General features: G+C 54.4%; 24 protein-coding genes. 10 read left to right on the top strand and 14 right to left on the bottom strand.

Annotated features, from left to right (window positions below; all coding sequences use genetic code 11):
- The first annotated feature begins 65 nt into the window (after positions 1–65).
- From CAP48_RS11330 to CAP48_RS11320, 3 genes are all read left to right on the top strand, one after another.
- Positions 66–1,586 carry a sugar ABC transporter ATP-binding protein gene (locus CAP48_RS11330; RefSeq protein ID WP_100696536.1) on the top strand — a complete coding sequence of 507 codons (1,521 nt, stop codon included), beginning with the start codon at positions 66–68 and terminating at the stop codon, positions 1,584–1,586.
- A gap of 1 nt (position 1,587) precedes the next feature.
- Positions 1,588–3,618, top strand: coding sequence for an ABC transporter permease (locus CAP48_RS11325; RefSeq protein WP_100696534.1), 2,031 nt, complete (start codon positions 1,588–1,590; stop codon positions 3,616–3,618).
- A gap of 76 nt (positions 3,619–3,694) precedes the next feature.
- On the top strand, positions 3,695–4,570 hold the full coding sequence (locus CAP48_RS11320) for an SMP-30/gluconolactonase/LRE family protein (protein ID WP_100696532.1): 876 nt from the start codon (positions 3,695–3,697) through the stop codon (positions 4,568–4,570).
- Between the two features lie 130 nt (positions 4,571–4,700).
- Here CAP48_RS11320 and CAP48_RS11315 read toward each other — a convergent pair whose 3' ends face one another.
- The 5 genes from CAP48_RS11315 to CAP48_RS11295 all read right to left on the bottom strand — a co-directional run bounded on the left by CAP48_RS11315 (position 4,701) and on the right by CAP48_RS11295 (position 10,008).
- Positions 4,701–6,023, bottom strand: coding sequence for a M20/M25/M40 family metallo-hydrolase (locus CAP48_RS11315; protein ID WP_100696530.1), 1,323 nt, complete (start codon positions 6,021–6,023; stop codon positions 4,701–4,703).
- A gap of 73 nt (positions 6,024–6,096) precedes the next feature.
- On the bottom strand, positions 6,097–7,254 hold the full coding sequence (locus CAP48_RS11310) for an alpha-hydroxy acid oxidase (protein ID WP_100696528.1): 1,158 nt from the start codon (positions 7,252–7,254) through the stop codon (positions 6,097–6,099).
- Between the two features lie 15 nt (positions 7,255–7,269).
- Complete coding sequence (locus CAP48_RS11305) at positions 7,270–8,244, bottom strand: tripartite tricarboxylate transporter substrate binding protein (RefSeq protein ID WP_100696526.1); 975 nt, start codon at positions 8,242–8,244, stop codon at positions 7,270–7,272.
- An 81-nt stretch (positions 8,245–8,325) separates the two neighbouring features.
- The gene (locus CAP48_RS11300; protein WP_100696524.1) at positions 8,326–9,315 is read right to left on the bottom strand and encodes a hydroxyacid dehydrogenase; all 990 of its coding nucleotides are present in this window, start codon (positions 9,313–9,315) and stop codon (positions 8,326–8,328) included.
- A 12-nt stretch (positions 9,316–9,327) separates the two neighbouring features.
- Positions 9,328–10,008, bottom strand: coding sequence for an RraA family protein (locus tag CAP48_RS11295; protein ID WP_100696522.1), 681 nt, complete (start codon positions 10,006–10,008; stop codon positions 9,328–9,330).
- Between the two features lie 126 nt (positions 10,009–10,134).
- Here CAP48_RS11295 and CAP48_RS11290 point away from each other — a divergent pair, with 126 nt between their 5' ends.
- From CAP48_RS11290 to CAP48_RS11265, 6 genes are all read left to right on the top strand, one after another.
- Positions 10,135–11,004 carry a LysR family transcriptional regulator gene (locus CAP48_RS11290; protein ID WP_100696520.1) on the top strand — a complete coding sequence of 290 codons (870 nt, stop codon included), beginning with the start codon at positions 10,135–10,137 and terminating at the stop codon, positions 11,002–11,004.
- A gap of 1 nt (position 11,005) precedes the next feature.
- On the top strand, positions 11,006–11,944 hold the full coding sequence (locus CAP48_RS11285) for a DMT family transporter (protein ID WP_100696518.1): 939 nt from the start codon (positions 11,006–11,008) through the stop codon (positions 11,942–11,944).
- Positions 11,945–12,052: 108 nt separating this feature from the next.
- Positions 12,053–13,036, top strand: coding sequence for a tripartite tricarboxylate transporter substrate binding protein BugE (locus CAP48_RS11280; protein WP_100696516.1), 984 nt, complete (start codon positions 12,053–12,055; stop codon positions 13,034–13,036).
- Between the two features lie 141 nt (positions 13,037–13,177).
- A complete protein-coding gene (locus tag CAP48_RS11275) occupies positions 13,178–14,077 on the top strand; it encodes a DMT family transporter (RefSeq protein WP_100696514.1) in 900 nt (299 codons plus the stop codon).
- Positions 14,074–14,556, top strand: coding sequence for a glutathione peroxidase (locus CAP48_RS11270; protein WP_100696512.1), 483 nt, complete (start codon positions 14,074–14,076; stop codon positions 14,554–14,556). The genes CAP48_RS11275 and CAP48_RS11270 overlap by 4 nt, the downstream gene beginning before the upstream one ends.
- Positions 14,553–15,248, top strand: coding sequence for a glutathione S-transferase N-terminal domain-containing protein (locus CAP48_RS11265; protein ID WP_100696510.1), 696 nt, complete (start codon positions 14,553–14,555; stop codon positions 15,246–15,248). The genes CAP48_RS11270 and CAP48_RS11265 overlap by 4 nt, the downstream gene beginning before the upstream one ends.
- 44 nt (positions 15,249–15,292) lie before the next feature.
- On the opposite strand, the gene crcB is transcribed toward CAP48_RS11265, so the two are convergent.
- The 8 genes from crcB to mltG all read right to left on the bottom strand — a co-directional run bounded on the left by crcB (position 15,293) and on the right by mltG (position 22,586).
- The gene (crcB, locus tag CAP48_RS11260; RefSeq protein WP_100696508.1) at positions 15,293–15,682 is read right to left on the bottom strand and encodes a fluoride efflux transporter CrcB; all 390 of its coding nucleotides are present in this window, start codon (positions 15,680–15,682) and stop codon (positions 15,293–15,295) included.
- 374 nt (positions 15,683–16,056) lie between these two features.
- Complete coding sequence (locus tag CAP48_RS11255) at positions 16,057–17,358, bottom strand: Glu/Leu/Phe/Val dehydrogenase (protein WP_100696506.1); 1,302 nt, start codon at positions 17,356–17,358, stop codon at positions 16,057–16,059.
- 169 nt (positions 17,359–17,527) lie between these two features.
- On the bottom strand, positions 17,528–18,322 hold the full coding sequence (locus CAP48_RS11250) for a hypothetical protein (RefSeq protein ID WP_100696504.1): 795 nt from the start codon (positions 18,320–18,322) through the stop codon (positions 17,528–17,530).
- 12 nt (positions 18,323–18,334) lie between these two features.
- Positions 18,335–18,988 carry an ankyrin repeat domain-containing protein gene (locus CAP48_RS11245; protein WP_100696502.1) on the bottom strand — a complete coding sequence of 218 codons (654 nt, stop codon included), beginning with the start codon at positions 18,986–18,988 and terminating at the stop codon, positions 18,335–18,337.
- A gap of 97 nt (positions 18,989–19,085) precedes the next feature.
- On the bottom strand, positions 19,086–19,853 hold the full coding sequence (locus CAP48_RS11240; RefSeq protein ID WP_100696500.1) for a TatD family hydrolase: 768 nt from the start codon (positions 19,851–19,853) through the stop codon (positions 19,086–19,088).
- Between the two features lie 25 nt (positions 19,854–19,878).
- Positions 19,879–20,940 carry a DNA polymerase III subunit delta' gene (gene holB, locus CAP48_RS11235; RefSeq protein ID WP_100696498.1) on the bottom strand — a complete coding sequence of 354 codons (1,062 nt, stop codon included), beginning with the start codon at positions 20,938–20,940 and terminating at the stop codon, positions 19,879–19,881.
- A 3-nt stretch (positions 20,941–20,943) separates the two neighbouring features.
- Positions 20,944–21,576 (bottom strand): dTMP kinase, encoded by a 633-nt coding sequence (tmk, locus tag CAP48_RS11230; protein WP_100696496.1) that lies wholly within the window; start codon positions 21,574–21,576, stop codon positions 20,944–20,946.
- Positions 21,573–22,586 carry an endolytic transglycosylase MltG gene (mltG, locus tag CAP48_RS11225; RefSeq protein WP_100696493.1) on the bottom strand — a complete coding sequence of 338 codons (1,014 nt, stop codon included), beginning with the start codon at positions 22,584–22,586 and terminating at the stop codon, positions 21,573–21,575. The genes tmk and mltG overlap by 4 nt, the downstream gene beginning before the upstream one ends.
- 219 nt (positions 22,587–22,805) lie before the next feature.
- Between mltG and CAP48_RS11220 the strand changes: the two genes are divergently transcribed.
- Positions 22,806–23,798: a folate-binding protein YgfZ gene (locus CAP48_RS11220; protein ID WP_100696491.1), complete on the top strand. Its 993-nt coding sequence runs from the start codon at positions 22,806–22,808 to the stop codon at positions 23,796–23,798.
- Here CAP48_RS11220 and CAP48_RS11215 read toward each other — a convergent pair.
- Positions 23,790–24,926, bottom strand: a complete 1,137-nt coding sequence (locus tag CAP48_RS11215; RefSeq protein WP_100696489.1) for an enoyl-CoA hydratase/isomerase family protein — start codon at positions 24,924–24,926, stop codon at positions 23,790–23,792. The two genes, CAP48_RS11220 and CAP48_RS11215, sit on opposite strands and share 9 nt — an antisense overlap.
- Positions 24,927–25,053: the final 127 nt, after the last annotated feature.

The raw sequence follows: 25,053 nt of genomic DNA, 5'->3' as shown, positions 1-25,053 counted from the left end.
TCACGGCATAGGTGGGCGCATGTCGTGCGTGCGCCTCATTCAGCCATATACTGGAATTGCTCACTATGAACGAGTCAGCCATTGCATTACGTCTGTCGGATGTCTCAAAGAGCTACGGGCCAATAAAAGCGTTGAGTGATGTTTCGCTTGCTGTCACCCGCGGTCGTGTCCACGCGCTGTTGGGAGAAAATGGCGCAGGCAAATCGACCACCGTCAAATTGCTGTCGGGCCTGATTGCACCTACAAAGGGTGCGATCGAAATCTTTGATCAACAGGCACGTCTAGCCTCACCACGCAGCGCGCAGGCAGCCGGGATACAGACCGCCTTTCAGGAAATGACGCTGTTACCCGATCTGTCGGTCTTCGATAATATGATGCTGCCCTACTCGGCAACCAATCGGGCCGGTATGCTCAAACGCGGCGCATTGCGCCAGCAGTTGGAACAGCATTTTGCAGAACTGGATTTTCCGATCTCGCTGGATCTGCCTGTCAACCGCTTCAACCTTGCGCTGCAACAGAAATTGGAGATTGCCCGCGCGCTGTTTCGCCAGCCACAGATCCTGCTGCTGGATGAGCCCACATCCACCCTTACGGCGTCGGACGTCAACTGGCTGGGGGACATCATCGGCAAACTCAAGGCCAGGGGTGTGACGATTATATTTATTTCTCATCGCATGAAAGAAGTACGGGAGTTTTGCGATGACCTGTCGATTCTGCGTAACGGCCATCATGTTGCCACACGGCCTGCAGATGCCTTTTCGGACACCGAAGTGGTCGAATCCATTGTCGGTCGCTCAATCTCCCAGGTGTATCCGAAAAAACGCCTGCCAACAACCACCGCATCGGTACTGACACTGAAAAATGTCCACACATCGCGATTGAACAACATCAATATTGACCTTAAGAAAGGCGAAATTCTTGGTATTGCGGCATTGCAGGGCATGGGCCAGCTTGACTTGTTTCAATTGTGTTTTGGTATTGAACAACCTGACTCAGGAACATTGCTGCTTGATGGCCAGGCGCTCACTTTACTATCACCAGTGGATGCTATCCGGCCGAATATCGGTATCGGATTTGTGCCGGAAGACAGGAAAACCGAGGGGCTGCTTCTGAACCAAAGCGGTCTAAAAAATACGTCTCTGCCAGTACTGTCCCGCTTTAGCGTCTACGGCGCGATCAACGAAAAAACCGAAGCGCAGTCCGCGGCTAAAGTTTTCACAAGGATCGACCTTGACCGTCGCGCACTCTGGATGGATGCCGCCTCTTTTTCGGGAGGGAATCAGCAGAAAATTGTTATTGCCAAATGGCTGCTGGCGCGCAGCCGCATACTACTGCTATTTGATCCGACCCGTGGCATCGATGTTGGCACCAAACACGAATTATACGAATTGATTGTCGATTTCGCGGCAATGGGCGGCTCTGTGCTGTTCTATTCGACAGAGATCCCGGAAGTGGTCAACCTCAGCCATCGGGTGCATGTGATGTACAAAGGCGAAATCAGGGAAACGGTCGCAGAAAGCGATATTGCCGAGACCCGCATCATGGACATTGCCATGGGGAACTTGCGAGAAGCGGGAGCTCATTGAAATGAATCAGCAATATACCCTGTTGCACAAATATGGAAATCTGATCACGGCCTGCGTGGTTCTGGTGATATTGCTAGCCATCATCGTTGCCACAAGCGCCGGCTTCAGTTATTTTGATGTGTCATTGCTTGCCAGCGGAGGCACGACACTTGCATTAGCTGCCCTTGGCGGCACGCTGGTGATACTCAGTGGCGGCTTTGATCTTTCCGTTGGCGCGATTATTTCGCTTGTGAATGTTGTTTTGGCGGCCGGCTTTATTGATGACAGCACCCCGGCAGCTTTTGCCGCCTCCTTTGCAGTGGCATTACTGATCGGCGCAACCTGTGGGCTTGTCAATGGCGCGCTTGTTGCTTATGCAAGGATTCAGCCAATCGTCGTGACGCTGTCGACCATGTTCATCATTCAGGGAATTACGTTACTGATTATGAACTCGCCCGGTGGGACAGTTCCCACTTCTCTGGGAACCTATCTGATGGGAGATGTGCTGCCAGAACTTTTTCCTGCTTCACTGTTCCTCATTTTTCTTTCCCTACTCGTATGGGCTTGGATAAAAAGAACGCCGTTTGGCCTACATCTGTATGCCATCGGCGGCAATCCGGAAGCGGCACGCGCCGTCGGAATTCCGCTGGAGCGTAGCTATTTACTGACCTATACACTGGCTGGTGCATTCTACGGTCTGGCCGGTTTTTTTCTCAGTGCGCAAACCGGCGCCGGCGATCCCCTGGTGGGCAATTCGCTGTTGCTCTCCGTCTTTGCCGCAATTGTTATTGGTGGTACGCGTTTGGGAGGCGGTAAAGGCGGCCCGGTTGGCTCCGTTCTAGGCGCGTTTGTCCTCATGTTGATTGTCAATATTCTGCTACTGTTTAATATTTCTGCTTACTATTCCACCATCGCCCAGGGTATTGTGCTGATCATTGCAGTCATGATAGGCGGATTCGGCAAAGACGCTGAACTTAGAAAATTTCTCCGACTGCTCGGGCATCGATGGCAAGCCATGCGCCAGGGGCGCCTCGCATCGCAACGTGAGCCGCAGCCAACGTACATTGATGTCAGTGGCAACAGCCCTGGCTTGCCGGACAGTCGCGTGAGTTTTTTCAAAAAGCACAAGAAGGATTTGCGTATCTCGTTGCCTGCACTCGCCGGTCTGGCGATCCTGCTTGTGGCCACACAGATGTTGCTGGGGCGTAATGTCTATGAATGGTCATACTGGAACTCGATGCTGGTCTTGTCAACGTTCCTGATTATCCTGGCCCTGGGTCAGGGTGTAGTGGTTTTTACCGGCGGGCTGGATCTGTCCATTCCCTGGACTATTGCGCTGTCAGGCATTCTGTTTACCGGCTTGACTCAAGGGTCCAATGAAGCATTGCTGTATGCACTGCCGGTGATACTGCTAATCGGAATACTAATAGGCTTGGGTAACGGGGTGATGGTGGCTGTTCTGGGCATTTCGCCAATTGTTGCCACACTGGCGAGCAACGGAATTCTTCAGGGCATTGCCCTGCTCTATTCAGGCGGCACACCCAGTGCATTCCCTTCGCCGTGGATCAGCTGGCTCATGACCGCGCGCGTTGCCGGTATCACGCCTGTGATTGTCCTGCTGTTTATATTTGTGATCGCCTCTGTATTCCTGTTAAATAAAACGCGTTTTGGCCGTCATGTTTACGCGACAGGCAGTAATTTAAACGCAGCTTATCTGTCCGGCGTGCCCACGCGGCGCGTGCTTATTCTGGTTTATGTCCTGTCATCGGTGTGCGCTGCAGTGACAGGCATCCTGTTAACCGGCTTTTCCGGACAGGCCAGCCTGGGCATGGGCGATGATTACCTGCTTCCCTCCATCGCAGTCATCGTGGTGGGCGGCGGCTTGATTACTGGTGGCCGCGGACACTACCTGGGCATTCTTGCGGGCGTACTGCTCTTGACCACTTTGCAGATTCTGCTTGCGGGCAGCGGTCTGCCTTATGCGGTGCGCCCTATTCTGTTTGGCATTGTATTGCTTGGGGCTGTTGCGATGCTCCGCGAGCGAGCCAGATAGCGTACTGCGAGTTATCCGGGTCGGAACGCATTGGATATAACGCAGCCAATCAATTTATTTGCATCAGGAGATCAGCATGAAAATAGAAGTACTTGTAGATGTCAAGACGACGCTGGGCGAGGGCCCGCTTTGGGATGTCCAGGAACAGCGTCTGTACTGGATCGACAGCGCAGACGGCCGGGTGTTTCGTGCCACCGCAAGGGGGGATGAAGTTCGCGCCTGGCAGGTACCCCAAAAAATTGGATCAATGGCATTGCGCAAAAATGGCGGCGCGATTGTTTCCCTGGCTCGTGGCATTCATACGTTGGACTTCGAGACAGGCGAAGTCCAATTGGTTTCAGACCCTGAGCCAGAATTGCTCAATAACCGCCTTAATGATGGCAAGGTCGATGCGCAGGGCAGATTTATATTCGGTAGTATGGACTGCCTGGAGGAAGGCCCCAATGGGGCTTTATACCGCCTGGACCCGGATATGACCGTGCACAAACTGGAAGACAATATCATTGTCTCCAATGGCCCATGCTGGAGTCCTGATGGCCGTACCTTCTATTTTTCAGATACTTGGTGTGGTGACATCTGGGCTTATGATTATGATCAGAAAACCGGCAGCATATCCAATAAGCGGGTATTTACAACCCTGCAAGGGGAAAACTTCAAGTCATCTGACGGATCAACGGTGGATGAGGAAGGCTGCCTATGGAACGCACAGGTTTATGAAGGAAATCTTGTACGCTATCGTCCGGACGGATCCATTGACCGGACGATTCGCATGCCCGTAAAAAATGTGACAAGCGTCATATTTGGCGGGCCCGATCTGGACATTTTATATGTGACCTGCATGTCTAAACCGCCACTTTCACGTTTCCCTACCGACAGTGTGTTGGGCGGCAGTGTGTTCGCCATCACTGGTCTGGGAATACGCGGCTTGCCTGAACACAGGTTCGCAGGATAAAGACCCGCCAGCCTGTATTAGAAATGCGCAAGAACCATGGCAGCATATCTGTCATATCGCGACCCTTTATCCCCAGATATAAAAACCGGGACCGGGTCGCCGCATGACAGACAATTGCCATGTGTATCTATTACTTCGCAGCGGGCTTGAGCAAGGGCTCGGTGACCCCATTGACACCGACCATTGATAACACGGTAGTAAAGCCGATTTGCGAACCCTTCCAGGCATCAGTCGGGTCAAACCATTCTTTCAGGGAATGAGAACCGCCGGATTTTCCCCCGGCGCCCAGAATGATAGCAGGGATATTCAGACTCATAGGCACGTTTGCATCAGTGCTGCCGGCCCGCGTCTGCCCTTTGCCGCCTGCCAGTGCGATAGACTGCAGGGCTGCCGAGACAATCACGCTGTCTGTGGGCGTTGTTCCCGCCGGACGATCGCCAATTAGTTTTGCATCGAATGTAATTTTATCCTCTGCTCTCCAGCGTTCATTTTCCTGGTTCACGCCCTTTTCGATGGCAGCCATGATATTTTTTTCGGCTTCAAGAAGCGATTTCGTTTCATTGGAACGAATGTCAACTGCCATTTTTGCATCGCCGGCAATCGTATTGACGGATGTGCCGCCGCTGACAGTGCCGACCGTGAACGTTGTTTTGGGGTCGGCAGGAACCTGCACGTCACCGATATGGCCAATGGCGCGGCCCATCGCATGGATGGCACTGGGTACGTTGCCGAAAGCGCCAAAACTGTGGCCTCCAGGGCCTGTGAACGATACCTCGTAGCGATGGCTGCCAGTGCCCTGTGTCAGGACCTTGTCACCCTCGCCCGGTTCGATGCCTATCATGCCGTCGATATTTTTATGTTCCTTGAACAGCGTTTTCATTCCAAGCAGGTTTCCCAGGCCCTCTTCGCCCACATTGGCGACAAACATGATATCGCCCACGGTTTCCACTTTGTGATCATTCAAGGCCTTTATCCAGGAAATAATAACGGCGAGACCACGCGTGTCGTCAGCGATTCCGGGCGCGAACAGTTTGCCGTCCTGCTCTTTGACTTTGACGTCGGTTCCCTCAGGAAAGACGGTATCAAGGTGCGCGGAAACCACCAATGTCGGGCCATTGCCGGTGCCTTTGCGAATGCCAATCACATTGCCCACGGAATCGAGTGCCGCGTCGGTCAGCCCAACTTCCTTGAACCGTTTCAAGACATATTCTGCGCGGGTCTTCTCTTTAAATGGCGGCGCTTCGATCTCGGTGATGGTACGCAGCTCGTCAATCGTTCTGTCATGGTCCGTTTTGAGTGATGCTATCACGTCCTTGACTGGCTTGGCCTCGTATAGCGAAGTCAATGTTGCCTTTACATCCTGAGCCTGGGCACATGAGACGCTCATTGCGAACGCAGTGCCAACACCCAGACACAACCGGCCCAACTGCGGAAATTTCATTTGTGATATCATTTTTGTCTCCTCTGAAAATTGAACTCTATGCCCGCCTCAAAGGGATGTCAAGCACAACGGCACTCGCTAGCGATTAGTCATGTATCTTTCGAATCACATCGGCAGACAAATCCTGCAAGCGCGTGACGCCAAGCAGGCCGAGATCCCGCGTTATTTCGCTTGTGATTAAATTAATGGCCCTGTCGGCTCCTTTTCGGCCACCAGTTGCTGTCGCATAACCAAAAGGGCGACCCACAAAAACACACCGTGCACCCAATGCCAGCGCCTTGAGCACATCTGTTCCGCGGCGTATGCCGCTATCGAGCATGACGGGGATATCGCCTGCGATATCGGCAATCTCAGGCAGAACCCGCAAGGGTGAAATACTGCCGTCCAGCTGGCGGCCGCCGTGGTTGGATACAATAATGGCATCGGCGCCGGTCTCGATGGCCGTAACCGCATCAGCCTTGCGAAGGATGCCCTTGATTACCAATGCTCCTTTCCATTGTTTTCTGATTGCACGCAGGTGATTCCAGCTGATATGACCGCGGTCGGAGTAATCGCGCAACACGTTTCTGGAAAGAATGGGCGCGCCACGGGTCGCATAGTTATTTTCAAAGTGTGGCATCCCATGTCTGACGCAGGTTCTCAAGAAGGTATTGCAGACCCAGCGTGGGTGCGTCAGCCCGTCAAGTAAAAGACGCGCGGATGGTCGCAACGGTGTGGTGAACCCGGCGCGAATATTGTTTTCCCGGTTTGCGGCGACGGGCGTGTCTACAGTGATGACAAGTGTCGTGAAACCGGCCTGGGCGACGCGATCTACCAGCTTTGAAATTTCCTGCACATCGCCTGGCAGGTAGGCCTGGAACCAGGTTCCAGGCGAACTTGTGGCCACTTCCTCCAGACGAATAAGCGATGAGCCGCTCATGATCACGGGAATGCCGGCCTGGCCGCCAGCCTGTGCCAGCACCAAGTCTCCCCTGTACGACGAGAGCGCGCTCAGGCCCATGGGCGCAATGCCCACCGGCGACCGGTATTGCTTGCCAAGCAGGGAAACCGATGTATCGATGCTCGATACATCCACCAGAGCCCGCGGAATGAATGCGTAATCCTGAAAAGCACGACGGTTGTCGTCCACTGACGCGTTTGTCTCGACCCCACCGCGTATATATTCGAAAATGGGTCGGGGCAAATGCCGCTGCGCCATCGCCTCAAAGTCATCCAGGCAAAGTGCCTGATCGATTCGTGCCATCACTGTCTCCGCTGATTATTGTGATTTTTCGGACCACGGGCTCGCTTGCCATAAATCCTTGAATTCACTTTCGGCCTGCACAAGCTCATCATGATAAGTCTTGTCGTCCATATAGCGCAGCGGCACAAACATGGTTTTCGCTTTGGCAATGAACTCGGGATCGGCAGATGCTTTCTGTACGGCCTGCCGCAGTTTTGCCGCGATGTCCTCAGGTAACCCTTTGGGCGCGGCAATGCCTCTTAGTGAAGCCATGATGACATCGTACCCCTGCTCCTTGAAAGTCGGCACATCTGGCGCCAGCGTACTGCGTTCCTGGCTCATGGTTCCGAGCAATCGAATATCTGTCCCGCCCTTCTGATAGGCGAGCACTTCGCCAACGTTCATGGCGGCCAGCATGATCTGTCCGCTTTGTATGGCATTGCGAACCTCACCTGCCCCTTTGAAGGGAACATGATTCAATTTCGTTCCGGTCAGTTTTTCAAATTTCATCATGGCCAGATGGTCATCCGAACCGACGCCTGTGGTTCCAACAGTCACCTGCCCCGGATGGTCCTTGGCATATTTTTCAAGATCCTTAAGCGTTTTGATATCTCCTTTGTCGCTAACGGCAAATCCATCGGGGTCATCGATCAGGTTGCCGATCAGATCAAAATCGTGCCAGTGATAGTTGGCTTTTCGTTCAATGGGAATCGTGAGCATGTTCGGTGTATTCACAAACCCGATGGTATAGCCGTCGGGTTTGGCACGCTTTATTTCCGAAAAGCCAATGGCGCCACCGGCACCAGGGCGGTTCAATACCACAATATTGGCGCCTTCTCCGAGATACTTTTGTATGTAAGGCGCAATCGCACGCGCGACCAGATCAGTGCCGCCTCCGGGCGCGTACGATACTACCATGCTGATGGCGTGCTCGGGATACTGGGCATTGGCCTGGGCCGCCCCAACAACCATGGCCGCAGCCGCAAGCGCGCGTGTCAATGTATATTTCATAGTTCGTCTCCGTTATCAGTATGCAAATGGATAAATGGGCGGGTGGCCTTGCTCCGGCGACCTATAACCCCGGTTTTGATATCACCGGGAATGGACTACATGCGGTGGCCGCTTGCCGTCGATCATTAGAAGTATCTGTTCTGCAGCCATGCGGGCAACATTGTGTCGCCCTTCATGGGATACCCCGGCAGTGTGAAATGTCGAAACGACGCAAGGATGACCAAGCAATGGGTTATCCGGGCACGGCGGTTCCTGGCGCCACACATCCAGGCCCGCACCGGCAAGATGGCTGCTTCGCAGCGCCGCGTACAGATCTTCTTCGTTATGGATTCCGCCACGAGCAGTGGAAATAAAAATGGCACCAGGCTTCATTGCCCCGAATGTGTCCGCATTGAACATATCACGGGTGTCATTATCTAGCGGGCAATGCAGCGAGACAATATCAGACTGCGCCAGCAGCGCTTGCAGCGACACCGGCGAAGCCTTTCGCAAGCTGATGTCCTGCGACGACAGATACGGATCATACGCCAGCACCTTCATCCCCAATCCGGCGGCGATCTGTGCAAAACGACTGCCAATATGGCCAAGCCCGACCAGACCCAATATCTTGCCTGCAACTTCATGCCCCATCAAAGCTTCCCTGCTACTTGCTTTTTGGGCGATCAAGGTGCGATCCGATTCCACGATCCGGCGCGATACCGCCAGCAGCAGGCCTAGCGCCATTTCCGCGACCGAGTTCGCATTGCCGCCGGCCTGGTTAACGACCGTGATATTTCTCGCTTCGCAGGCAGCGACGTCAATGGTGTCATAGCCGGCGCCCGATGATGACACTGCCTTCAGTTTCGGGCATTGCGCCAGCAGTGTTTGTGATACAAACAATCCGGGCGGCAGCTCGTCCTTGGCTGCAGAAACATGATAATAGTGAGCGTGTTTCAAAGTCTCGTACCACTGCTGTGGCGTGGCATTGATGTCCAGGATTTTCAGTTCGATTCTATCGTCGCCTGTAATCAACTGGTCAAAAACCGGATCAATCCACAGATTGGTACGCACGACACATACTTTTTCGTTCATATTACTTCCCGATCAGTCGGCATCTGTTGATGCATAGCCAAGCTTTGCCAACTCGACGTCAATCCAGCTGGTATCCAGACTATCGTTATTGATATCCCGGATCATGCCTGCCTCAAGCGCATTTTTATCGCTTGCCCATTTCAAAATATCGTCGGCTTGCTCGTAAGGTACGCAAAGCAAGCCGTCGGCATCGCCCACGATGAGATCACCCGGCTCGATGATCATGCCACCCAGACTGATGGCGGTATTGATCTGGCCGGGTCCATTTTTATACGGACCCCGATGGGTTACGCCGGCTGCATAAACCGGAAAGGAACCCTGGCCGATGGCGTCCAGATCCCGAATTGCGCCGTTGATGACCATTCCGGCAATACCCTTGCGACTTGCCGTAAGCACCATCAATTCGCCAATAATTGCATTTGTGAGATCACCGCCGGCATCGACTACAATCACATCGCCAGGTTCGGCCATCGCTATCGCTTTGTGCACAAATAGGTTATCGCCCGGTCTTGACTTGACCGTAAAGGCCGGTCCGGACAAAACACCGCCCGCATGCATGGGCCGCAATGACGGCCCGCCGGCGGTCAGCCGCTGCATCACATCGCTGATATTGGCAACCGGTATGGCTGCAAAAGCATTGACCAGCGCTGCACTAATGGCCCGGGTGCGCTGGCGTATCGTAATTTCAAGCATTGAGTGTCTCCTCGATAAGCTGAGAAGATTTTATGGCGTAGAATCAAAAAAAATAGCAAATATTTTGCGCTTTCAAATCAAAAATATTACGAATTTTTTCTCTCATCCACTATTTATGGGTTGGCCATGGATACCAATTATTTGGAAACGTACGTCAAAACGCTGGACTGCGCCTCGATCTCCGACGCGGCGCGTTATCTGGGAATTACGCCCGGCGCAGTGGCTGCTCGTATTCGTGCCCTGGAAGATGAATTGGGCCAGTCATTGATACGCCGCTCCGGGCATACGGTCAGACCAACGGAGCATGGTTTACTGATCTGTGACAAGGCACGGCAAATGATTCAAGACGCTCGCGATATGACCGCCATGGTCAAAAGCGGCAACGTTTTGGGCGAAATCAGACTGGGTTCTTTTTTTTCGGGACTGACCACTCACTTGCCTCGGTTGCTGGAAAAAACCTATGAACATCATCCTGATGTGAGTATATTTGTGTCTTATGCGCCTTCGGTAGAGCTATGCCAGCAGGTGCATTCGGGCACAATCGATATTGCCCTTGCTATTGAACCGCAGTTTGCGATCTACAAGAACTGCTCCTGGCTGAAAATCCAGGACGAGCCGCTGACCTTGATCGTGCCACCACAGTACGCCACGGCTGGCGCTCATGAACTATTGCGCACGCGCCCGTTTATCCGTTATGCGCGCAGCTCCTATAGTGGCCAGTTGGTTGATCGGTATCTGAAGGACCAGCGCATTGTCCCCAACCAGCGCCTGGAAATAGATAGTCTGCTGACCATTGCTTCGCTGGTGGCGCGCGGCGTCGGCGTGGCGCTCGTGCCCGATTCCTTTTCGCTGGAAAGCCTGGGCAAAAGCATTCAGAAAATACCATTGCCGGGCCGCACGCAAATACGGAAAATCGGAATGATATGGTCAAACCAGAGTCCACGCGTTACTATCAGCAAGTCTATCGCCATGTACGCCCGCAAACTATTTAATTAATATGACATCTGCCAATCCTGTCACGCCGAGCCTGTGGTGGTCCTGGGGCGCTCCTGTTGTATTTATCCTGTTGTGGTCATCAGGCTTCAGTTTCGGCAAGATCGGATTGCAGTATGCGGAACCGCTGACGCTGCTTTCCCTGCGCTATGCCTGTGTGGTCATTGCGCTGCTGCCGGTACAGGCCTGGCTGAAGCTGCGCTGGCCCGCGACACGTCAGGAATGGATCAATACGGCCATTGTTGGACTGCTGATCCAGTTCGCCTATTTTAGTTTTAGCTACGTAGGCATGAAGCAAGGCGTCAGCGCAGGCACCGTTGCGCTGATCGTCTCGCTCCAACCGATTCTGGTTGGCATCTTCGCGCCGACATTTACCGGTGAACGGCAAAGCGCTCGGCAATGGATCGGCCTGGTCCTGGGCCTGGCCGGCGCCGTGATCGTTATTCTCTCGGGATCGGCGCTGCAGGTCGGATCCTGGGTCGGGCTGCTTCTGGTCTTTATTTCCCTGTTCGCCCTCACGGCCGGCGTGCTGTATGAACGAGTCAACCGCGCCGCCGCTGTTGGTACCCATCCGGTTCCGGCCAATATTATCCAGTGCGCTATTGGGCTGCTCTTTTGCCTGCCGCTGGCGCTGGTGACCGAAAGTAACCACATCCACCTGACATGGCAGTTCAGTGGCGCCCTGGCCTATCTGGTTCTGTGCAATTCCATTATCACTATTTCCCTGCTGCTGGCCATGGTCAGACGTCAACAGGCTGCCAGAGTCTCTGCGCTGTTTTTTCTGGTTCCGGCGTGCGCTTCGGGCGTGGCCATGTTCATGCTTGGAGAAACCATGGCGCCAGCCGGCTGGATCGGTATGGCGGTTGCGATAAGCGGCGTATTGCTTGCCAGTTACTCACCGGCTGCACAATCGGCGGCGATACCGGCAAAGCCCCTGCATTGACAACCGCCATCTGCAGAGGTTCTTGCTAATGGTATTCACTCATATATTTCATTTGCATTTTCTAATAACCTGCTGCTCTGTTCATTTACATATCGCTCAGGAGTGAGTATGCAACTCTGGTCCCGTATTGCCCTGTCCGCCGCACTTGCGGGTTTTGGGGCCTCGCCCGCCTGTGCCGCGAACGATTATCCCTCTCAGACAATACGCGTCATTGTGCCGTTTGCTCCTGGTGGTTCGACCGATATCGTGGCCCGTATCGTGGTGCAGGAAATGTCCAAGATTATTGGCAAATCCATGGTCATTGAAAACAAAGGCGGGGCCGGTGGCGCCATTGGCGCAGCCGAAGCGGCCCGGGCAAAACCGGACGGCTACACACTCAGCATTGCCACCGTTTCCACCATGGCCGTCAATCCTGCCTGTCGTCCCGATGATCTGACCTACGATTCGGTCAAGGATTTCGCACCGGTGTCCAATTTCGTCAATACGCCCAATGTGGTTGAAGTGCACCCCTCTTTCCCGGCAAACAACTTCAAGGAGTTTGTCGCTGAACTGAAGAAAAACCCCAATGAGTATTCCTATGCATCGCCAGGGGTGTGCAGCATTGCGCATCTGATGGGCGAGGCCTTCAAACAGCAGTTGGGTGTCCAAATCAGCCATGTTCCCTATAAGGGCGCCGGCCCCGCGCTAACCGATGTAGTCGGCGGTCAGGTCAAGGTCATGTTCGATAACCTGCCCTCGTCCATGCCGAACATTCAGGGCGGCAGGCTCAAGCCCATCGTGCTGGCCTGGCCCGAGCGCATTAACGATCTGCCCGATCTACCCACCTATGCCGAAGAAGGTTATCCTGATCTGAACAATGGCGTGTTCTATGGCTTGCTGGCGCCCGCCGGTACACCTGCCGATGTCATCGATAAACTGAACAAGACCGCGACCGAAGCGCTTAAGTCGCCTAATGTGGTTGCCGCGCTGCAGAAACAGGGCGCGATCCCCGACCCGGGTCCACCAGAACACTTTGCCGAAGAAATCAAAAAACAATACGATATCGCCAAGGACATTGTGGCCAAGGGTAACCTGCAAATGAAGCGCAACTAATTGCCTTGCGGCGGGCGCCGGTTCGGCCTGCCGCTGGCGCTGCACCTGGCATCCGCGTTTCGCGCGAGGCCACAATCGGCTAAATCCAAACCCTTAACCTAAGGCCATTTTCAGGTAGAATGGCGCAAAGGACGCAAGGGCATGGCAGCAGGCAATTCATTTCGAACATATTCACAAACAATGGGGATCGCCGCGCTGGTCGGTTCCATGGCGTCTCTGTGCATCGGTACCTCATTTGCCAAGTCGCTTTTCGACGCCGTCGGCGCACAGGGAACAACGGCTTATCGCCTGGGATTTTCCGCCCTGCTGCTCTGGTGCGTCTGGCGACCTTGGCGTTTTCCGCTGTCACGCAGAAATGCGCTGGCAATCGCCAGCTACGGCTTGTGCCTGGGTCTGATCAACTTTCTCTTCTACATGGCTATTCGCACGGTCCCATTGGGCCTGTGTATCGCTATCGAATTTCTTGGTCCGCTATCGCTTGCCATCTTCTCGTCTCGACGTCGAATTGATTTTTTGTGGATCGGGTTTGTGGCGCTCGGCTTGTATTTGCTGATTCCGCAATCGCAGCAGGACGTCTCTGCCATTGATCCTGTCGGGGTCTTGTATGCCGTGGGCGCCGGCATTTTCTGGGCGCTCTATATCGTCTTTGGCCAACGCACCCGGAATATTCACCCGGGCCAGGCGACATCGTTGGGCATCACGGTCGCAGCGCTATTGGTCCTGCCTTTCGGGATCGCGCATAGCGGCGCCCTGTTGCTGGACCCGTCGTTTATGATCGCGGGCCTGCTCGTTGCCATTCTGTCCAGCGCCGTGCCTTATTCACTTGAAATGATTTCGCTGCGATCGCTGCCCCGCAAAACCATGAGTATCCTGCTCAGTCTTGAACCGGCCATGGGTGCGCTGGCAGGACTGGTTATACTGCATGAACAGTTGACGCTGGCGCAATGGCTGGCCATCGCCTTTATCGTTTCGGCCTCAATCGGCTGCGCCACTACGTCGCCCGCGCCACCGGTGACAGATATCGAAAGGGACAAGCAATGAGCGATTTTCATACAATGACCGTCACCTTGCAGGACGGAACCGAATTACCGTTGTCAACATTGCGCGATAAGGTCGTGCTGGTGGTCAATGTCGCTTCTAAATGCGGCTTTACGCCTCAATATAGCGGCCTGCAACGGTTGTATGAGCAATATAAGGACCAGGGACTGGTGGTGCTTGGTTTTCCGTGCAATCAATTCGCAAGCCAGGAACCGGGAACCGATGAACAGATCCATCAATTCTGCGAGCAAAACTTCGGGGTGGCCTTTGCGCTGACGCGCAAGACCGACGTCAATGGTTCGAGAACCCATCCGGTTTTTGCCTGGCTTAAAAAAGAAAAACCCGGTCTGCTAGGCATACAATCGATCAAGTGGAACTTTACAAAATTTCTGGTCGGCCGCGACGGCCGGGTGTTACATCGCTATGCCCCAACGGTAAAACCGCAGGACATTGAACAGGATATAAAGGACGCATTGAAATGATTGATCTCTACTACTGGACTACCCCCAACGGACACAAAATCACCCTGTTTCTGGAAGAAGCCGGACTTGAATATACCGTGCATCCCATCAATATCGGAAAAGGAGATCAGTTCGCTCCCGACTTTCTGAAGATTGCACCGAACAACCGAATTCCCGCCATCGTAGACAATACGCCCAACGATCATGGTGATGCCATACCGGTGTTTGAGTCGGGCGCGATTTTGCAATACCTGGCCGAAAAAACAGGCAAATTCATGTCCGACGACCTTCGTAAGAAGACCAGTACGCTGGAATGGCTGAACTGGCAGATGGGGGGGCTGGGGCCCATGGCCGGCCAGAATCATCACTTTGGCCAGTATGCGCCTGAAAAAATTGAATACGCGATCAACCGCTACGTCAAGGAAACCACCCGTTTATACGGGGTGCTCGACCGCCGTTTGCAGGATCGCGAATTTATTGTCGACGACTATTCCATTGCGGATATGGCCTGCTATCCATGGGTGGTTCCGCATGAAAGACAAATGCAAAATCTGAACGATTTTCCCAATCTGAAGCGCTGGTTTGATGCAATTGCCTCGCGCCCGGCGACACAACGCGCTTACGCGCTGGTCGATCAGGTCAACCCCGGACAGCCACCTAATAACAATGAAGCCAAGAAAATTCTGTTTGGTCTCGACAGTGAAAAAAACTAAGGCGCCACCTGTGTGTTGAGGGCGGCGCTACGGTAGCGCTGTCCCTAGCCGTAAAGACGACGAATCGCAGTAACGGTAAACAGGCCCAGCGCCGTCATCAATAGCGAGCCAACAAGATGCAAGCCAATTTCCAGCAATGCCCACTGGGTTTTCCCCTGGTGCAGCAGCATCGTGACTTCGGCCGAGAATGAAGAAAAGGTGGTGAGCCCGCCTAGAAATCCAGTCACAATGAGTAATCGCCACTCTGCCGGCAATGCCGGAAAGGCCGAAAAAATGCCCAGCGCCACGCCTATCAGATAACCGCCACTCAGGTTGGCAAGCAAGGTGCCCATGGCAATGTGATGGAATGTATTGTTAAACGCCAGCCCCAGGATCCAGCGCAGTATCGCGCCGCAAGATGCGCCGACACTTATCATGAACACCGATTGCAGCATGGAGAACTCCGTGAGGTTAGCGGTTTTGCAGGCACAAAAATACCTGCGAGTCCTGTGCCTGAAGACGAGCCACTGGCAAAAAAAGTCGCAGGTATCATTATCTGTCGTGCGCGATTTCAATTGTTAAGCGTCATTAAGACACTTGAAAGGAAATTGAAAAAATCATAACGACAGCAGTTCGGTCAATGCCGGGAGGATAACCATCTCCGCCACGGGCAGATAGTAGCATGCCCACCGCGCAACAGACAAGACGGACGATCTGCCCGCCGTTGCCATCAAGTCGCTTGCCATAAGCCGTCACAGCCTGACGGCGTTATTGCGTGTGTACTAGCTGTGCGCTGCGCGGCCCCCTGAGCTGGGGCGTATTATGGGTATTATGGATACAGCCCGCGCACTTCGCGCGATTCCAGAATACGAGAGCACGCCACAATGAACGCCGCCGTACGCAAGGTGACCGAGTGATGCTTGGCCACGTCGGACACGGCACGATAGGCTTCGCGCATCAGACGCTCCAGCCTGTGATTGATTTCGTCTTCACTCCAGAAGAAGCTGGAGAAATCCTGAACCCATTCAAAGTAACTGACGGTCACCCCACCTGCGTTGGCAAGAACATCGGGCACCACATAAACCCCTTTCTCGGTCAGGATATCGTCGGCCTCTGGTGTGGTGGGGCCATTGGCGCCTTCCACTACGATTTTGGCATTTACCAGATTGGCAACACGAGTATTGATCTGATTCTCCAGCGCAGCCGGGATCAGAAAGTCTGTCTGCACGGACCAGAACTCGTCCTCTGCCGCTTCTTCAGCGCCTGCGAAACCCTTGACGCCAGCATGTTTCTCAACGTGCGCCAGCAATTCGTGCACCTGAATACCATTGGTGTTTCTGATGGCACCGGTATGATCCTGGACTGCTACAATCTTGGCGCCAGACTCGAAAAAGAGCCGTGCCGCCGTGCCGCCCACGTTACCGAAACCCTGAACCGCCACGCGCGCGCCCTCGATCGGCAAACTCAGATCCCGTGCTGCCTCGCACCCGACGACATAAACGCCGCGGCCGGTCGCCTCAACGCGCCCGAGACTGCCGCCCAGTGAAATCGGTTTGCCGGTCACCACGCCGGTGGCTGTGGCCCCGACATTCATTGAATAAGTGTCCATCATCCAGGCCATGATTTGCGGATTGGTATTGACGTCGGGCGCCGGAATATCCTTGGCTGGGCCTATAATGACGCCAATTTCGCTGGTATAGCGGCGCGTGACCTTTTCAAGCTCTGCCTTGGAGTAATTACGCGGATCAATACGTACGCCACCCTTGGCGCCGCCAAAAGGCAGGTTGACCGCCGCATTCTTGATTGACATCCAGGCGGCCAGTGCCATGACTTCGGAAAGGCACACGTCCTGGTGAAAACGCACCCCGCCCTTGCCCGGTCCGCGCGAGGTATTGTGCTGTACACGGTAGCCTTCGAAATGCGCAATCGTCCCGTTGTCCAGTTCGATCGGAATATCAACGATCAATGAGCGCTTGGGCCGCTTCAGCGTTTCAACCCAGCGTTGCAGCGACCCCAGATACGGAGTGACCCGATCTATCTGTTGTAGATAAGTACCCCATGCCCCCAGGTCTTCCGAATACAAATAGGAAGGCAAGGCATGCTGGCGGTTGCTGGATGTATCCTGGCTCAAAATCGTCTCCTTGACTAGATCAATAAATTACAAGTGTAACGCCAACTTGTTATGTCCCTATTTTAGAATATAAAAAATTAAATAGGGACGGGTTAAATGTAGGTTTCAGACAATAGCAGGCAATCGCCTGCCGACGCAATGATTGCGCCCGGTGCCGATTGCCTGCCGATTATTGCAGCGACGTGATTACGACGCGTGTTTTTTTGTTGCCATTGGTAATGACCGACTCCATGGTAAGCCCTTTTTCAGGACAATACCAATCGGTGACCTGTGATTGACGTGCACCGGCGGCATTACCATTATTGGCGGGTACGCCGCTTAAATCACCACTTGAGGTGGTGGCAGTATAGCTCACCGGCATGCATTGCAACACGCCAACAGACGTGGAATGACTTTGCAATTTGCCGACTTTTCTTGGCCCGGTAGAAACGGACGCATTGCTCACGTTGATTTGATTAAGTGGAATGCCGTTTTGCATGGTGACCATCAAATCCACGTTAGAGTGGCCCGACAGCGGTGCCAGTGTTTCTCCGGGGGTGACGGTGTTGGCCGGCTTGAGAAAGTACCCGCTTAGCGTACTTTGCACTGTGGTTTTCATTAATGTGTTCATCAGCCCCGACGCATCGAACGTGCCATTGAGCGTTGATTTGCCCTGTGCGACGGTGAGCGTAAAAGGCCCCGTCCCCTGCACTCTCTGTCCGGCGATCGGCGCATCTGCATTAACGGTAAGTTCAACAGTGCATTGATTCGCATCGGTCCGATTGATCTGCTTGACAAGCACTGAAAACCGGGCCGTTGACCCGTCCACGGAACCTGACAGGCGGGCATTGGGTACAAGCCAGGGGCTGTCGCAATAGCTTTGCTCTGCATGCGCGTTGCCACCGGCCAGCAGCACGCTCGCAAGCCCGATAATTGCAAAGACGGATCGCACGCCGCCGGAACGGGGGGTCGTATAACGAATCATGGTCGTCTATCCTTATTTTTTGCCCAATGCACGGATAACGTCAGCGTTACCCATTTTTTTAGCCATATCAAGGGCGCTCACGTCCTTCTGGTTGATCGCACGGGGATCAGCACCCGCCGCAACCAGCGCACGAACAGCATCGGCGTTTTTGGAAGTAACCGCCATCAGTAATGGAGAGCTGCCATCCGGCGCCGGCGCATTCGGATAAGCGCCCTTGCCCAGCAGGAACTTGACCATATCGACATGCCCCTTAGATGCGGCATAATGCAATGGCGTCCAGCCCAGGCGATTGACCTTGGCACCCCGCGCCACCAGTTTGCGGGCACGCGGCACATCGCCGATGATGGCCAGATACATCAGGGGCGTCTCGCCGGTACGATTAACGGCATTGACATCGGTTTTCGGATTTGCCGCCAGCGCGTCAAATGCGCCCATGGACTGGTCACGAATGGCCTGAATTAATGCCGGCTCGCCGTTCTGGTTCACCTCATTGGGGTCGGTTCCTTCAGATAACGCCTGGGTTACGCCACTGGCACGGTCGTTTTTAATGTCGTTCCACAGCCCGCTATTGCTGCCGGCGTTTGCAGCGCAAGCACTGAGCGCCACCGCCAGCATGGCGGCAAGAAACCCTTTTTTCAGGATCGAACTTTTATTAATAAAATACATTATGAATATCTCCTAGTTCCTTGAATTTTAACGTTAAATAGAATTTAGCTCACAAAACGACAAGATGATGAAATACTTAAAGTAATATAACAAAATATCATTGTATCTTTTTGAATAAATTGAAAAAATTCTCTGTTGAGGCTTGCGCGACCTCACTCACGGCAATTCCCTTGAGTTCGGCAATTTTTTCAGCAACGTGAATCACTTTGGACGGATCGTTGCGCTTGCCGCGATACGGCACGGGAGCCAGGTAAGGCGAGTCGGTTTCTATTAAAAGACGATCCAGCGGCATTCTGCGCGCAACATCCTGCAATTGGACCGCATTTTTAAACGTCACAATACCCGAGATAGAAATATAAAAATTCTGCTCCATGGCCTGCTGCGCGACGTCCCAGCTTTCCGTAAAGCAGTGCATGACGCCGCCGCAGCCGGCCGCATTCTCTTCTCGCATCAGGCGCAGTGTGTCCTCGGCAGAGGAACGGGTGTGAATGATTAAGGGCAGTCCTGCCTGGTTGGCAGCGCGAATGTGAACACGAAATCGATTACGCTGCCAGTCCAGCGGCTCTGACAAGCGATAGTAATCCAGCCCAGTCTCGCCGATTGCCACGATCTTGCGATGCTGGGCATGGAGACACAAGCTGTCTACATCGGGTTCGGGCGTGTCCTCATAATCTGGATGCACTCCTACCGAACCCCACAAACAATCGTGCGTTTCAATGAGATGGACAATGCGAGGCCAGTCGGGCAGATTGACACTCACACAGAGTGCGTGACTGACTTGATTGCGTTTCATATTGTCAAGAATTGCCGGCAGATCTTCCTGCAACTGCGGGAAATCCAGATGGCAATGAGAGTCTACATACATATGCGGTTCCGTTTATCCATTCCAATTATGCATTTTTTGACAGGCAGGTGATGCACACCCGTTGCAACACCGACTGGATGAACAGCCGGGCGTTCAACGGGTGATCGGCGATGCGCTGCTGCCTGGCAAGCCAGCTTGCGGTCTGGCTGATTTTCATCGGGCTTACGTCGGCGGCGATCGCCGTGATAAATGGCCCCAGCCGCGGGAAGTAGCGAGGAGCCAACCCATTGCTTTGCAGCATCAAATCTACGAACAGACGTTGCAGCGATCCCAGCCACTCTTCAGGTTGCAGCTTTTCCAGTTTGGGCAGATAGTCCGCCATTTCGGGCATGATGCGGTCAGCCAGTGATTGCGCGAATGATCCGAGCCAGTAGCTTACTGGTTCAGTACTGGCACGACTGAGCGTGAGCGCACCGACTGGCGCGCCGCCGCTGGCGTGCAGCCATGTCTCTGCCTGCGTTCCCGACAAGTCCTGGGCCTGCAGCCATGCCAGGCCCTCGGCCTGGGTGGGCATAGGCAGGCAAAACCGCCGGCACCTTGACAATAACGTCGGTAGCACTTTATCCGGAGCATGCGAGACCAGCAGAAAAACGGTTCCCGGCGCCGGCTCTTCAATGGATTTGAGCAGGTAATTGGCCGAAGCCGTATTCAGGCTCTCGACCGGGAACAGGATAATAACGCGCATCCCACTGCGATGCGTGGTCACACTGAGCAGCGAGTCCAGTTGCCGTACTTGATCAATCCGAATTTCACCGGACGCTTTTTTGGTCGCTGCACCCTCTTGCGAATCTGATACCGTGGCGGCGTCCTGCAAGCCATATTGCTGCGCGAGGCGATCAGGCATGACCAGGCGCAAGTCCGGATGGGCGTCGTTGGCAATCCAGGAACACGATTGACACGTTCCACATGCCAGGGCGCCGGTGGGTCGCTCACATAGCAGGCTGGTTGCCGCCGCCCGCGCGAAGGTGAGCTTGCCGATGCCAGGCGGACCGTAAACCAGCCAGGCATGGGCAAACCGCTCTCGATCCCCGAGCCACCGAGAAGCGCTTGCTGTTTGCCACGGGAAAAATTGGGTAATGCTTGACATGAGCTATAGACCTTGCGCGACGTGTTGCGCGAGTTTTACCTTCAGCATTTTCTGCAACTGCAACGCGATCTCCGGTTTTGGCTGGCTGGAGTCAACGATATAGAAGCGTTTCGGATCTGTGCTGACACGGGCGTGATAAGCAGCGCGCACCCGCTCAAAAAATTCGCTGTCCTCGCGCTCAAACCGGTCGCGTTCACGACTTTTTTCCAGCCGTTCACGGGCCACTTCCAGCGGGACATCAAACAGGATTGTCAGATCAGGCTGCAGCTGCTGCTGGACCCATTCTTCAAGAATGCGGATTTTGTCGGCAGGAAAATGGCGCCCTCCTCCCTGATAAGCGTAGGTGGCGTCGGTGAATCGATCACTGATGACAATCTTGCCGGATGCCAGGGCTGGCGCGATCACCGACAGGATATGTTCCTGCCTGGCGGCAAACATCAACAGGGTCTCCGTTTCCATGTGCATGGATTCTTTTAGTAGCATGGCACGCAGCGCCTCGCTAAGCGGCGTGCCACCAGGCTCGCGTGTCATCACTACCTCATGGCCCGATGATTCACACAACTGCCGCAAATGACCGATATGGGAACTTTTCCCTGCACCGTCTACGCCTTCGAGTGTGATAAAAAAACCCTTCATTGTATGCCCTTCTTCAGGATATAGGTATTGACGTTGCGGTTGTGGCCGCGCAGATCTTCTGAGAACTCACTGCTGCCGTCACCGCGTGACACAAAATACAGATACTTGTGCTGTTCGGGATGAACTGCCGCCTGCAGCGAGAGCATGCCAGGGCTGGCGATTGGCGTGGGCGGCAATCCCGTGCGTGTATAAGTATTCCAGGGGGTATCCTTTCGCAAATCGCTTCGGGTGATCACGCCCTGATAAGTGTCTTTCATGCCATAGATAACGGTCGGATCGGTTTGCAACAACATCTTTCTTTCGAGCCGGTTGATAAACACACCGGCCACGCGCCGGCGATCGAGCTGGTGGCCGGTTTCCTTTTCAATGATTGAAGCCAGAATCAGGGCATCATACGGCGTTTTCAGGGGAAGGCCGCTATCGCGTTGATCCCACACGGCGGCAAGGCGTTGCTGGCCTTCTGTATAGGCACGTCGCAAAATGTCCATATCCGTATCGCCGGGCACAAAGACATACGTTTCTGGGAAAAACAGGCCTTCAGGACTGTCGTAGGGCGCGCCCAGCATTTCCAAAAGTTCTGCATCGCTGACATTGTCCAGCGTTTGCGTAATATTCGGGTTGTTCTTTAGCGTAGTGCGGATCTGGTTGTAGGACCAGCCTTCTATAATTTGAAACCGGCTCTTGCTGGTCTGGCCCGATGCCATGCGGCTGAGCAAATCGACTGGCGTATCGCCACGCCGGGCTTCATAGGCGCCCGCCTTCAGTTGCCGGTCCTGGCCGGTGTAACGCGCATACATGACAAAAAGGTAAGGCTCGATGCGAATGCCTGCAGCAGCCATTTCCCGCGCTACCGAGGCGATCGTACTGCCGCGTGGCACATTGTAGTCTATAACCTCGGCGCTCATGGGAGCCGGTGTTTTTGCCCAGTGCCACACTTTACCAGCCAGCCCGGCGGCCAGAAGCAACACGCAAATAATGAACGAAAAAATAATATACTTGAACAGTTTCATGAGTGAAATATAGGTACTTGCGCGTGGCTTCTACAGATGCGTCTATTGTATCAGGCGCTGACCATCGCCGGCGCTGCGCACGGACCGGGAATCCCTGATCCCTTCATTGTTTAGCCGCAAAAACACTATTCAATACGTTACGATATCAGACATGTGAATCTGTCCGGATCCCGAAGGCATGTTGCCCGGGTTTCGGCCACACCGAAGAGGAATTATTTTATGTCCACCGATATAACCGCGTTTAATGCCGACACGCCACTGCACATAACGCCGCTGCCGGACTACCGCATATTAACCATCCACGGCGCCGATGCCGAGGCCTTTTTGCAAGGGCAGTTTACTCAGGACGTCAAAGCGACCGGCATTGATACCGCACGCCTGTCGGCCTATTGCACTGCCAAGGGCCGCATGCTTGCCAGTTTTATCTTCTGGCAAAGCGCGCAGCCACAAGCCCCGCAAGAGCGGGCCTATCAGATAATGATACGCAGCGATGTGGCCGAGAGTTTCACCAAGCGACTGCGCATGTTCGTCTTGCGCTCCAAAGTGACGGTAGAAGATACCGGCATCACTGCGCTGGCTTATTGGGCTGGCAGCAATGTGATTGGCCAAACCAGCCTGGAACGTCCCGACCCCTGGCAAGTGGCCGCGACCGAATCGTCGACACAACTGGGCTTGCCGGCCATAGACGGTATTGAGCGCGGCATCCTGATCGCGGACGCAGCCTCGCTCGCCGACCAGGCGCAAGCGGGCTCGCCCGAACAATGGGCAGTACTGGACATCCTGGCGGGCGTGCCCTGGGTAGAAAAGGCCAATCAGGAAATGTTTATTCCCCAGGATCTGAATCTTGACGCCATTGGGGCCGTCAGCTTCACCAAAGGCTGTTATCCCGGCCAGGAAATTGTTGCACGCAGCCACTACCGAGGTAAGCTGAAACGCCGCATGCTTAATGGCGTATGTGATAACCCGCCGGCGTCGGTTGATAACACGTCCGAAATGGTGACAGTGGGAACCGACATTACAGACAGCACAAACACGCGCCAACCCAGCGGCCAGGTGGTTAATACTGCCTCCGTGGACGGCAGGCTGTATCTGTTATTTGAGGTGCGACTTGAAGCTGCAGAGAATAACAGCCTGGTGCTCGGAGACGAGAATGGGCAGCCAATTACGCTGCTGACCATTCCCTATCCACTGGACAAGCCTGCCTTAGCCTAGCGAGGCCAGTGGATTGCTGGTCGCATCCTGCCACGCAGAGGCAAGTAGCGCGTCAAGGTCGGCCTGTGTCACCTCGTCAATCGTGGCTGGCTGCCACCGCGGGCTTCTGTCCTTGTCGATCAGAAGCGCGCGGATGCCCTCTTGCAATTGACCGTGGGCGCAGCAGTTGACCGCGACGTTGTATTCCAATTGAAATACCTCTGCCAGCGACAAATGCTTTGCTCGTTCCTGTAGGGTCAGACCAAGCGCGACCGACAGCGGCGCACCCTTGAGCATGGTTTGTGCTGCCCGGGCGAGCCAGGGGTCGGTATGATCGGCCAGCGTTGCGATTGCAGCATACAGGCTGCGAACATCCCGATTAGCGCAAATTGCCAGTAGTGTGGCATAATTTGTTTGCAATGGGCCGCTCTCCAGCGTGGCAGCGGTGCTGTGTTGTGCCAGCACCTGGTGAATGCATTGGTCGAGCTGGCGCCTGTCGGCCTCAGGATCCCATTCAATACGTTCCAGCCCGGCGGTTACGGCAGGCCAGTCCGAATGACGAACGCAATAATCGGCCATGCCGGTAAAGAGCGAATCGGCGGCGTTCAGGATGGCGCCTGTCGCGGCCAGAAAGCGCCCGATACGGCCTGTCAGATGGTTCAGTTGCCAGCTGCCGCCCACGTCGGGAAACAGTCCGATTGTCACTTCGGGCATGGCCAGTCTCGATGTTTCACTGACCACACGATGAGAGGTTCCGGCCATCAGCCCGATACCTCCCCCCATGACAACGCCGTGTCCCCAGCAGATGATCGGTTTGCCATAAGTATGAATCTGATAGTCCAGCCGGTATTCGATATCAAAGAAGCGGGCTGCGTACGCGTTGTCGGCCGCAGGTTTGCCCGCGTTTTCCTGCATGCTCGTATACAACTGGTGCAGGTCGCCACCGGCGCAGAAGGCCTTCTCCCCTGCTCCTTCGAATATGACAAATGCAATCGCCGGGTCTTGTTCCCAGCGGGTCAGCTGCTCAGCCAGTAACTGGCACATTTCCAGTGACAGGCTATTTAGCTTGGCTGGCTGATTCAGGGTCGCAATTGCGTAGCAGCCCTGGCTGGCCAAAGGCTTTTCCTGAAATAAAACGGGGGCGGTCATAATATCTCCTGGTTACCCGATGCCGAACTTGTATCATTCGGATTGATGGTGTCATATATTGCGGCAGAACAGGCAAGCGGCGCCTGCCCATTCATCAATGAGTGGCAATTATTATATAGGCAGCTTG

It is taken from the genome of Advenella sp. S44 (assembly GCF_002810445.1).
In the GTDB taxonomy this organism is placed as follows: Bacteria; Pseudomonadota; Gammaproteobacteria; order Burkholderiales; family Burkholderiaceae_B; genus Advenella.
This window is presented reverse-complemented; position numbering and strand designations above follow the sequence as displayed.